Raw genomic sequence first — 11,597 nt, forward strand, 5'->3', positions numbered from 1 at the left:
GGAGATGTGGTAGATTTCTTCATGGCGTTGCTCTCCTTTGCGGATTCGACACCCCGAGCCTACAGGCTCAAGGTGAGCAACGCCTGCCCTCCAATTTCAACATTGACCGGGACATCCCCCGCCACGCCACGATGTAGCGCGAGAAGTCGTCCAACACCGTCGACAGATAATACCATCCCCAGCCGGTGATCTTGAGGTAGGTGAAGTCCGTCTGCCAGAGCTGGTTGATGGCGGTGGTCTTGTCCTTGAACTCGTTCGCCGCCTTGATCACCACATAAGCCGGGCTGGTGATCAGGTCATGCGCCTTCAACAGCCGATAGACCGACGCCTCCGAGACAAAGTACTTTCTCTCGTCGGTGAACCGCACGGCCAGCTCCCGCGGCGACAGCTCAGGAATCTGCAGCGCCAGGTCGATGATCTGGCTGCGGACGTCGTCCGGAATGCGATTCCAGACGCGATCCGGTTGGGAGCGATGATCGGCCAGCGCTTCGATCCCGCCCTCACGGTAGCGATCGTACCATCGGTAAAAGGTCGCGCGTGGGATGCCGAGCTTGTCCAGCGTACGCTTGGCGGGCAGATGCGATTGCTCCACTAGCTCGATAATTTCGGCCTTCTCGGATGCGGGATACCTCATGCCTCGTCCTCCCCATCCCCGCTCATATTTTTTTTAAGCAGACGGTTCTCGAGAGTCAGATCGGCCACCACCTCCTTCAACGCGGTGGCCTCACGACGAAGATCCTTCACCTCGCCGGGAGTTGCGGCTCGTGCGGTGTCACCGGCCAATCGGCGCTTGCCGGCCTCAAGGAACTCCTTGGACCAGCCGTAATACATCGAGGCGGCGATGCCTTCCCGACGGCAGAGCTCGGAGATGTTCTCCTCACCCCGCAGCCCCTCCAGGACGATGCGGATTTTCTCCTCGGCCGAATAATGCCGACGCGTCTGACGCCGGATGTCCTTCAGCACTTGTTCTGCGGGCGCTTTGCCCGGTCCGGATTTCTGCTTCATCTTCGCTCCTTACGGCTACGATGAACCAGAAATCCTCCCTTCGTGAAGTCCCTCAATTTGTCTCAGGGGTGCTGACGGGGAACAATTTGGGCAACTGAAGAGTGCGGTGCGGTGCAATTGGCCAAACGATCGTACACGCCTCATTGCGCGAGATATGCGCCCCGCCCACTGGCTAAGAGAACCTGGCTGGTATCGGTCACACGTACGTCGGCAGTGCTTATCCGGCGCCCCAGTTTGACCACCATACCGCGAGCGAGAACTGTTCCGCGGGTGGCCGGCCGATGATAATCGACCCGAAGATCTGCCGTAGCACTTACAATACCTCCGGCTGCACGAACGGCGTAAAGGCCTGTTAAATCGATCAGGGCTGCCAGGATACCGCCGTGAGTTGCTTCGATTGCAGTATTGGCAACAAATTCTTCGCGCCAAGGCAGGGCAATTTCAATCTGTTCACGAGCGACCATGACCGCTTTCAACCCCAGCCACCGGTGGAACGGCGAAATCATCAAAGCCTTTTGAAATTCAGCAATAGTCTCTTCGTTGGGGAATCCAGTCTCATTCACTCGTTCGCTCCTATGTATATTCTTTCAGCAATCAAGCACTGACATGCCACCACCGGCTATCACTGGTTTATTCCTTCGACAAAGTTGTCACAAAATGGGTCGACTTCGATTGCGGGGCTAATCGTCGCGTGTATCGCCATTACGTTGCGATATCTGCGGTCTTCGAAAGAAACTGACGACGGCTTCAGTAAATGCATCATTTTGATCGCCAACGACCATATGACCCGCGCCGGCAATATCGGTGTACGTAGAGTGGGGAGCAAGTCGAAGAAACTCTTGCGCAGCATCCACGCTTACCAAATTGCTTGATCCTCCACGTATCAGGTGAATCGGCAGCTTAAGGGTTTTGGCAGCGTCGGCCAGTCGGTTTTCGGACTGGCCCACTTTGCCATTTGTCACAGAAGTTATGAAGCGCGGATCCCAGTGCCAGCGAAGACGTCCGTCATCGCATCGTCTCAAATAGCGGTCGAGACTCTCCGAGCCTTTCCGCCGCTGACGATTTGGCAAATAGTTGGCGATCTCATCTGCGGCTTCATCGGTCGAGGCGAAACCGTCCGCCAAATGTGCCCTCATGAAATCCAGAACGTGCGCAACGCCGACCGGCTGCATATTTGGTGTAATATCTACAAGCGTAAGCGAAGTGAAGGATCCTGAGCGAAGTTCACCTTCGGCTATCAAGCCCGCCAGGCCGCCGAGGGAAGCGCCGACGAGAGCTGGTTTCTCGTTCAGTTGATCAGACATCGCAAGGAGATCCATCGCAAAGTCGTCGAGTTGGTAAGAGCCCGATGGCGACCATGCGCTTTCCCCGTGGCCACGCAGATCCATCGCAATCGCACTATATCCTGCCTGCATCAAGGCCCGTGCAGTTCGAGTCCACGCCAAGCGGGTCTGGCCCCCTCCATGCGCCAGCAAAATCGGCGAACCCTCACCAAACACGTCGGCTACAATCGCGTGTCCCTGAGCCCCGCAAAAAATCTTCTGTTTTTTCACTTGCGTCCTCAACTATCGTCACGCCGCCCAAGTTGTTCCTTATTGAAACGGCACCCCGAAATAACGCCCAACACCTGGCGATCGCCAAGGCCTCTCTAAGAGTTTTCGAATTTGACTGCGGCGCGATCGATTTCGCCTTTGTCGGTCTTCGGCAGTTGATCGACGAAAACAATGTGCTTTGGCTTCTTGTAGCGAGCGATCTGTCCGGCGACGAAGTCGATGATCTCGTCGGCGGTGACATTCGCGCCAGTTCGGCGCACGCAGATTGCTTTGATGGCTTCGCTCCACTGGGGATCTGGCACGCCGATGACCGCGACTTCGGCGATATCCGGATGTTGGAGAATCGCATTTTCGACTTCCGCCGGATAGACGTTCTCACCACCCGTCTTGATCAGCTCTTTCTCGGGAGCACGGCCGGCATACCAGAGATAGCCATCGGCATCGAAATAGCCGATGTCGCCGGTGTGATGCCAGCCATTACGGAAGGTGCGGGCGGTCTCGGCGTCGTTATTCCAGTAACCTTTAAAAACGGTGGGACCGCGCACCACGATCTCGCCGGTTTGTCCGGTGGGCCTTGGCCTGTCGGCGCTGTCGACGACCGCAATGGAGCGCCAGAACAGGGGGCGCCCGGCTGATCCTGGGCGGTCGCGGTAGGGCGTCAGCGTTGCGAGGCCCGATGTCTCGGATTGTCCGAAGGCTGCCCAGAATACCGCGTGGGGGCAGGCCTTCTCGAAGCGTTCAATGGTCGCCGGGGTATCCAGTCCGGTCACCGCGCGCAACGTCGCCAATTCGTCGCCCTTGGCCTGATCCATCAGGTTCGCCAGCATCGGCGCGAACTCCGTCATGACGGTCACCCCCTCGGCGGCAATGTCGCGAACCGCCTGTTGCGGGTCAAATTTCGAAGCGATGACGCTGGCGCCGCCAGCCTGCTGCACCGTCAGCATCAGGCCAAGGCCGGCGACGTGGAACAGCGGCAGTACACCAAGATTGACGTCGCGCTCGGTCAGGCTCCAGGCCTGCACCAGCGAGCTTTGCGTTGTTAGAAGGCCGGTTTGCGACAACAGCGCGCCACGCGGCCGCCCGCCGACGGCGGCGGTGTGAATGATTACGAAGCCATCGTCGGCGCTGAAGTTGCCGTCAGGCATCGACGCGTCCGAAGCCGCAAGATCTGCGTACGGCGCAAACGGCGCCGTGTGCTTGCCGATGCTGAAATAGCTCCGGACCGAAGGTAGCGACGTTTGTAGAGCTGCAATAATTTCCTGGTATTCGGACCCCGCAACAACCAATACCGGCGCACCGTCGGCGAGGACGTAGCCGATCTCCTCGGCGCCAAGGCGGAAATTAACCGGCAGCAGGATGGCACCGAGCCGCGCGACCGCACCGATTAAATCGATCATTTCGAGTGAGTTTTGCGAAAGGATGGCGACGCGGTCACCTGCCTTCACGCCTTCGCGAGCAAGACCTGCCGCCAGCCGCTCGATCCGTCCGAGATAGTCGCGATGGGTGATGCGCTGGCCTTCAAAGACGAACGCGGTGCGGTCGGGAAAAAATTCCGCATTGCGGCGGTACAAGTCGAGAAAAGTAAATTCTTTTAGGGGCATCGAGTCCTCGATGTTATACACGATCTATCTACCGCAAAGTGCTCCACTCGAAGAAGGTCTTCGAAGCCGTCGCTCGCAGCGCGCTTTGTCAACTCTCGAATTTTGGCTCACGTTTTTCGAGAAAGGCAGCGATACCTTCCTGTGCATCTCGATGCATGAACAGGAGCGGAAAACCATCGATGGCGTGCCGTATCTCATCGCCACCGAGGCCGCGGTTGTAAAACGATTTGGCCATCTGCACCGCAAGCTTTGGTTTTGATGCAATTCGTTCGGCAAATGCCAGGGCGTCCGTGAGCAGATCGCCGTGAGGAACCACACGTAGTACGAGGCCTAGTCTGAATGCCTCATCCGCGCTGATTGGATCGCCGAGGATACTCATTTCTTTGGCCTTGGCGCGGCCGACCATGTCGTGCAGGCGTACAATCGCAAAACCGGGCAGTAGTCCGAGCTTGATCTCCGGTACCGCGAAGCGTGCGCGATCCGATGCGATGATAAAGTCTGAAGCGATCGCGAGTTCAAAGCCACCGCCGAACGCAATACCATTGACGGCGGAGATTACGGGTTTGCGGCAATTTTCCGGTGCCGCTAATACCGCCAAAGCCTCGATCATAAACTTGCGTACATTGTCCGGATCAAAGTTGAAGCCGCTAATATCGGCGCCCGCGCAAAATGCCTTGTCCCCGTTGCCGGTGATGATGGCGACGCGGACGTTGTCGTCTGCATCCACTTTCTTCAGGCCATCCAGAATACCCTCACGGATGCCTGTGCTGAGTGCGTTAAGCTTGCCCGGCTCGTCCAGCGTAAGGATGGCGATCTTCCCTTTGGTTTCATAGTTGACGCTGCCTAGTCTCATCGCAGTCTCCCTTACGTTATGGCGCCCCGTCTTTAGCGAAACGCGATGAAATCCGGTTTGCGTTTCTCGAGGAATGCATTGGCGCCTTCCTGCTGTTCTTGTGTCGTGAAATAGGCGGGTGCTACCTCGCGGACGAGGTCATCCATGTCGCGTTCCATGATCGGCACCATGTGATAGTAGAATGAGCGCTTGAGAATCTTCAGGCAAGTGGGGCTCAACGCCAGGAGTTCGTCGCAATATTTCTTCACCTCGACGTCGAGTTCGGCCATAGGAACGACGGAATTAGCCAGCCCCCAGTCGAGTGCTTGTTTGGCGGTGTAGCGTCGCGCCAGCATCCAGAGCTCGCGCGCACGCTTATGGCCGAGCACGTTGGCGCTGTGCGAGACGATGTAGCCTCCCGCAGGGGAACCGACCCGTGGACCGTTCTGGCCAAAGATCGCATGCTCCGCGGCGATGGTGAAATCGCAGAAATAGGCGATGTGGTGTCCACCGCCAATCGCGTAACCGTTGACACGCGCGATCACCGGTTTTGGGCATTCGACGATGTGGCGGTTAAAGTTGAATTTCAGTCCTTCGAGCCCGCTCTTGCCGCCGGCATCCTTCTCCCAGTTGACGTCGCCGCCGACGCAGAACGCGCGCTCGCCGGAGCCGGTGAGGACGATGACGCCAACTGTCTTGTCTGCGGTTGCCTCGAGGATCAGGCGCTCCATCTCTACGATGTTATCGCCGGTAAAGGCGTTGAGGGTCTTTGGCCGATTGATGGTGATGGTCGCGACGTAGTCCTGGACGTCGTACATGATCTCTTTTTCGGACACGATGGAACTCCATTTTGTTTTGGCGAAATTAGCGGCCGACGTCAGCCGATCATGGTGTATCCGCCTGACACCGACAGGACCTGGCCGGTGACATGACCTGCGGCGGCGGACGAGAGAAACACTACGGCGTTGGCAATATCGTTTGGGCGACCCAGCTTGCGCAGCGGCAGCGCCTTGGCGACTTTCTCGAATTGCTCCGCCGTGAACATTGAGTCTGGCTTTGTCCACATGCTGTTGGCGCCGACTTCTTCCGTATCCACGGGAACAGTGACGCCAGGACAAACGACGTTGCAGCGGATGCCATAGCGGCCGTTCTCTTTGGCAATGGTCTTCATGAAAGAATTAACGGCGGCCTTGACGCCACCATAGACCGCCTCGCGCGGCTCGCCCGAGCGGCTTGCGTCGGAACTGATCGACACGATAGCGCCGGCCCCCTTCGGAATCATGATATCGAGCGCACATTTGGTGCAGTTAAGCACGCCGACGTAGTTGATCTTGATGATCTTGTCCCAGAACTCGGGTGTTGTTTGTGTAAAGAACATCAGTTGATCCCAGCCGACGTTATTGACGAGCACGTCGATGGTGCCATGCTGGGCGGTAGCCGCCTCGAACATGGCTTTGACCTGATCGAAGTCGGTCACGTCGGTCTTGACGACCTGGACGCTGGCAGCGCCGTTCTTGCGCGCAAGTTCGGCAACCTTCTCGGCTTGCGCTTGGTCGAGATCGCCAATCGTGATGTTGGCGCCCTCAACCGCAAACCCGAGTACGATGGCCCGGCCGATGTTGGAGCCGCCGCCAGTGACGACGACCGATTTGCCCTTCAGATTGAGATCCATATTCGCCACTCCCTGTTCTGTCATTGAATTATGGTTGCTGATCGACCTCCACCACCACTACAACCGCGTTGCGCTCGACGGTTTCGCCTGGCCGGCAGTTGACTGCCGTGACCACGCCATCGATTTCGCAATTGATCCGCAACTCCATCTTCATCGATTCCAGTACGGCTGCGACATCGCCCGCTTTGATCGTATCGCCGACTGCGACGTTGACCTTCAGGATCATGCCCATCATGGGCGCACGCAGCTCGCCGCTGGTTTCGGCGACCGCGCTGATGTAGGTGAGATAGGGAATAGCCGACAGCGTATGGACGCCGCGGCGATCGTGGACGAAGATCGTCTGGTTTTCTTGATAAATGCGCACCGTCTCACGCCGCGCGCCGACAATCGCTGTGAAGGTGTCGTCTTTGAGCGGGATGAGTCTGACCGGTAGCTTCTCGTCGTTGACGCCGACAATCATCGAGCCGTCGGCCTTGAGGGCTGCGAATCGGATCTCCGCGCTCGCGCCAGCGGTTTCGAGGTGCAGGATCGGGATCGGTGACAATCCGTCGCCACCCGCTGCCATGTGCCATCCAGTCATTTCGCGCGACTGCCACGGCCCGCTGGCGACGGGCCCTCGTTGCCGGATCATCCAGAAGTAGGCGCCCAACGCCAACGCCTCGGCGTCCAAATCCGTTGCCTTGTCGACCAACTGGTCGATCTGCTCGTCGATCAGGCGTGTGTAAAAAGTGGCACTGCGCGTCGCTGGCAGACCGAGCAAGCGCTTGAGAAATCCCTGATTGGTCGTAATTCCGAAAATCGAGGTCTCGTCGAGAGCCCGGTCGAGCTTGTCGAGCGCCTCATTGCGCGTTTCGGCGTGGGCGATGAGTTTTGCCAGCATCGAGTCGTAATACGGCGTGACTACCGACCCGCTTTCGACGCCCGTCTCGACGCGAATCCCATCGGCGGGAAATCTGACGTAAGCGAGGTCTCCGGTGCAGGGCAGAAAATTATTTGCTGGATCTTCCGCGCAGATGCGCGCCTCGACGGCATGCCCGCTACATGTCACCTCATTCTCCGTAAACGGCAGCCCTTCTCCGGCGGCGATCCGCAGCATCAACTCGACAATATCGATGCCGGTGACCATCTCGGTCACGGGGTGCTCGACCTGGAGACGTGGATTCACTTCCAGAAAATAATAGGTGTCTCCGCTCAAGATAAATTCGACTGTACCGACGCCGCGATAATTCAGGCGTTTGCCAAGCCGCACCGCGTCTGCGGCGATGTTCTCGCGAAGCGCAGCGGACAGATTGGCAGCAGGCGCTTCCTCGATGAGTTTTTGGTGACGCCGCTGCAACGAGCATTCGCGTTCGAACAGGTGAATGACGTTACCGTTGCCGTCGCCGGCAATCTGCACTTCGATGTGGCGCCCATGTTCAACAAGCGTTTCGACAATTAATCCAGGATAGCCAAAGGAATTGTTCGCCTCGCGCATCGCTGATTCAATTTCTTCGGAAAGGCCGTCAAGAGTGGAGACGGCGCGCATTCCCTTGCCGCCGCCGCCGGCCGCTGCCTTCAGCATCACCGGAAGCCCGACTTCCTGGACGATCCGGGCGATCTCGGCGGCATCCTCACTGGGCTTCTTGCTGCCGGGGACGATGGGCACGTTGGCCGCTTCGGCCTCCTTCTTAGCGGAGGCCTTGTCGCCGAGCCGTTCGATCACGTCGGGCGTCGGCCCAATGAAGACCAGACCCGCGGCCTCGACGGCGCGGGCGAACGTGGCGTTCTCGGCCAGAAATCCGAAGCCGGGATGGATGGCTTGCGCGCCCGTTGTTTTCGCCGCTGATATGACCGCGTCGATCCGCAGGTAACTGTCGGATGCGGCGGCGCCCCCGATCTCGATGGATTCGCCGATCACCTTCACGTGCAAGGCATCGGCGTCGGCCGACGAGTGAACGCCGGCCACCGCGACCCCCAAGCGATGACAGGTTCGCGCGATCCGGCAGGCGATTTCGCCACGATTGGCAATCAGGATTTTCTTGAACACGGAACGATACCCTCTGTCATCACATCCTGAACACGCCGAAGTTGGTTTCCTGCTGTGGCAAGCGTCCGGCCAGGTCGAGCAGCAGCGCCATCACGTTGCGGGTCTCGAGTGGATCGATCACCATGTCGCACCAGGTGTTGCGTGCGAAATTGTAGGCGTTCGCAAAATCCTCGAAGGTCTTGCGCACCGGCGCGCGGTAAGCCTCACGCTCTTCGTCGGTCCAGTTCGTGCCGTCGCGCTTGTGGATATCGTCTTTGACCATGGCGAGCGTGTTGGCTGCCTGATCCGGCCCCATGATCGCCGAGCGCCCGTGCGGCCACATCATCATCGCATGAGGCTTGAAGGCACGGCCGCACATTGCCAGATAGCCGGCGCCATAAGAATTGCCGATGATCAGTGTGTATTTAGGCACGTTGGCGCTGGCCATCGCCGTGATCATCTTGGCGCCGTGCTTGGCGATGCCGCCTTCTTCAGCCTCGCGCCCGACCATGAAGCCGGTGACGTCGGCCATGAACAGCAGCGGGATATTGCGCTTGCAGCAGAGGTCGATGAAGTGGGTCGCCTTCAGCGCGCATTCGGAAAACAGAACGCCGTTGTTACAGAGAATCCCGATCTCGAAGCCCATTATGCGGCCAAAGCCGGTGATCAGCGTCTGGCCATATAGCGGCTTGAATTCGTGAAACTCGCTGCCATCGACCAACCGCGCAACAATCTCTCGATTGTTGGTGGGGATACGCGGGTCCGTGCTGATCAGCCCATAAATATCCCTGGGGTCGAAGCGCGGCTCACGCGTCGGCGCCACGTTCCACCGCTGCACGGGAATGTCACCGAGATTGGCGACGATATCGCGGGTAATCGCGATCGCGTGGCTGTCGCTTTCCGCCAGATGGTCGGTGACGCCGCTGACGCGGCTGTGCATTTCACCGCCGCCGAGGGCTTCGACGCCAACCTCTTCCTTGGTCGCGGCATAGACCAGTTGCGGTCCGCCCAGGAACATGGCGCCCTGATTGCGGATGATGACGGTCTCGTCGCAGAGCGCCGGCATGTAAGCGCCGCCGGCGGTCGAGGGCCCGTGGACGATTGCGATCTGCGCGATACCCTCGCTCGACATCCGGATCTGGTTGTAAAAGATCGAGCCGAACTGCCCGTCGTCGGGAAAAATGTTGGGCTGGTCCGGCAGGTTGGCGCCGCCGGATTGCACCATGGTGACGCAGGGGAGGCGGTGTTGCCAGGCGAATTTCTGCGCGCGGACGTGCTTCTTGCAGGTGATCCCGTAGTAGGTGCCGCCTTTGACCGTGGCGTCGTTGGCGATCAGCATGCAGGCGCGGCCCGACACCATTCCAACGCCGGTGACGATGCTGCCGCCGGGCGGCACGCCGTCATACATGCCTTCGCCCGCGAGCTGGCAAAATTCGAGGAACGGCGAGCCGGGATCGAGCAGCGCAGCGATCCGTTCGCGAGGCAGTAATTGCTTGCGCTCCTTGTGCAGCAGCCGCGCCCGTTCCGGACCGCCGACCATTGCAGCTGCCCGGCGCTCATGCAGATCGGCGATTCTCAAGCCGTAAGCGTCCCGGTTGCGGCGATACTCTTCGCTCGCAGCGGACACATCGGACTTCATGAGAGCCATTGCAGACAACCTCGTTCTTTGGGGGGGGGATCTCTGAATAATTGAAGACGAATCGCCAGTAGAACCGCGCCTCACCGTTCCGGGTCTTGCTCTAATAACTGCGAGGCAAGCCCATCACGTGCTCGCCGATGTAGTTGAGGATCATTTCGCGATTGAGCGGCGCGGTCTTCAACAGCCGCACCAGCGGATAGATATCGAAGATGCCGTACTCCTTGGTGAACCCGTTGCCGCCGAAGCATTGCAGCGCGGTGTCCACGGCCTTGATACCGGCGTCGGCTGCGGCAAGTTTTGCCATGTTGGAGAATTCGCCGGCTTCGCGGCCTTGATCGAAGATCCAGGCGGCCTTCAGTGTCATCAGCGACGCCAACTCGACATCGGTGCGGGCGCTGGCCAGCGGATGCTGCAAGCCCTGATAAGATCCGATCGGCACGTTGTTGAAAACCCGCCGTTCCTTGGCGTATTCGACTGCCCGGTTCAGGGCATAGCGGCCGAGACCGCAGGAAATCGAACCGACGAGGATGCGTTCGGGGTTGAGGCTCTTGAACAGGATGCCGAATCCCTTGTCAACTTCGCCGACAATGTCCTCCGGCCCAAGATCGACGTCATCGAAGAAAATCTGCCATTGTGTTTCCGGGGCTGGAATACTCACTGGAATGTATTGCTTCTCCACCCCCTTCGCCTTGAGATCGACCACAAACAGGGTGAAGCCATCGGTCTTCTTCTGAACCTCGGTGTGCGCTGTCGTTCGCGTTACCACCAGGGCGTAGTCGGCGCCGTCGGCATCGGTGATAAATGTCTTCTGACCGCTCAGCGCAAAGCGGTTGCCGCGCTTCTTTGCCATCGTGGACGTGCGAATCGTGTTGGTTCCTGCGTCAGGCTCGGTGATCGCGAAGCAAAAGCGCGTCTTGCCGCCACACGCATCGGGCAGATAGCGCAATTTCTGCGCTTCGCTGCCGTATTTGGCTATGAATCCCAAACTCATTGCCGCGCCGACGACGAGGTTTAGCAGTGGAATGCCATTGTTTGACAAGCCCTCAAGGAACAGGTGCATCTCGACCATGCCTTGTCCCGAGCCGCCGTATTCCTCAGGCACCATCGTTCCGACGAAGCCATCCTCCGCAACCTTGCTGTAAAGGGCTTGGGGAAATACGTGCTTGTCGGCGCATTCCATCCAGTATTTGCGATCGAATTGCTTCGCGACCATATCGCCGTATTCGTAGATTTGCCGCTGCTCGTGCGTGAGATCAAAGTCCATGTCGGAACTCCGCCGCCGGCCGAAAC

The 11,597-nt window shown here is 58.8% G+C and carries 9 protein-coding genes and 1 pseudogene; all 10 read right to left on the minus strand.

What is annotated here, in order from left to right; all coding sequences use genetic code 11:
- Nucleotides 1-118: 118 nt before the first annotated feature.
- Nucleotides 119-1,005, minus strand: a pseudogene (locus tag ACP7AL_RS25095) (transposase); the annotation flags it as partial.
- A gap of 140 nt (nucleotides 1,006-1,145) precedes the next feature.
- Complete coding sequence (locus ACP7AL_RS25100) at nucleotides 1,146-1,568, minus strand: PaaI family thioesterase (protein ID WP_425995325.1); 423 nt, start codon at nucleotides 1,566-1,568, stop codon at nucleotides 1,146-1,148.
- A 117-nt stretch (nucleotides 1,569-1,685) separates the two neighbouring features.
- The gene (locus tag ACP7AL_RS25105; RefSeq protein WP_425995327.1) at nucleotides 1,686-2,558 is read right to left on the minus strand and encodes an alpha/beta fold hydrolase; all 873 of its coding nucleotides are present in this window, start codon (nucleotides 2,556-2,558) and stop codon (nucleotides 1,686-1,688) included.
- 95 nt (nucleotides 2,559-2,653) lie between these two features.
- Nucleotides 2,654-4,159, minus strand: a complete 1,506-nt coding sequence (locus ACP7AL_RS25110; protein WP_425995329.1) for an AMP-binding protein — start codon at nucleotides 4,157-4,159, stop codon at nucleotides 2,654-2,656.
- Between the two features lie 88 nt (nucleotides 4,160-4,247).
- Nucleotides 4,248-5,012 carry an enoyl-CoA hydratase/isomerase family protein gene (locus ACP7AL_RS25115; protein ID WP_425995331.1) on the minus strand — a complete coding sequence of 255 codons (765 nt, stop codon included), beginning with the start codon at nucleotides 5,010-5,012 and terminating at the stop codon, nucleotides 4,248-4,250.
- Nucleotides 5,013-5,044: 32 nt separating this feature from the next.
- The gene (locus tag ACP7AL_RS25120; protein WP_425995333.1) at nucleotides 5,045-5,827 is read right to left on the minus strand and encodes an enoyl-CoA hydratase-related protein; all 783 of its coding nucleotides are present in this window, start codon (nucleotides 5,825-5,827) and stop codon (nucleotides 5,045-5,047) included.
- Between the two features lie 41 nt (nucleotides 5,828-5,868).
- Nucleotides 5,869-6,663: an SDR family NAD(P)-dependent oxidoreductase gene (locus tag ACP7AL_RS25125; RefSeq protein ID WP_425995335.1), complete on the minus strand. Its 795-nt coding sequence runs from the start codon at nucleotides 6,661-6,663 to the stop codon at nucleotides 5,869-5,871.
- A gap of 28 nt (nucleotides 6,664-6,691) precedes the next feature.
- The gene (locus ACP7AL_RS25130) at nucleotides 6,692-8,689 is read right to left on the minus strand and encodes a biotin carboxylase N-terminal domain-containing protein (RefSeq protein ID WP_425995337.1); all 1,998 of its coding nucleotides are present in this window, start codon (nucleotides 8,687-8,689) and stop codon (nucleotides 6,692-6,694) included.
- A gap of 19 nt (nucleotides 8,690-8,708) precedes the next feature.
- Nucleotides 8,709-10,316, minus strand: coding sequence for a carboxyl transferase domain-containing protein (locus tag ACP7AL_RS25135; RefSeq protein ID WP_425995339.1), 1,608 nt, complete (start codon nucleotides 10,314-10,316; stop codon nucleotides 8,709-8,711).
- 91 nt (nucleotides 10,317-10,407) lie between these two features.
- Nucleotides 10,408-11,571, minus strand: a complete 1,164-nt coding sequence (locus ACP7AL_RS25140) for an acyl-CoA dehydrogenase family protein (protein WP_425995341.1) — start codon at nucleotides 11,569-11,571, stop codon at nucleotides 10,408-10,410.
- Nucleotides 11,572-11,597: the final 26 nt, after the last annotated feature.

The sequence above is a fragment of the Afipia sp. DC4300-2b1 genome (genome assembly GCF_049895725.1).
GTDB lineage: Bacteria > Pseudomonadota > Alphaproteobacteria > Rhizobiales > Xanthobacteraceae > Afipia > Afipia broomeae.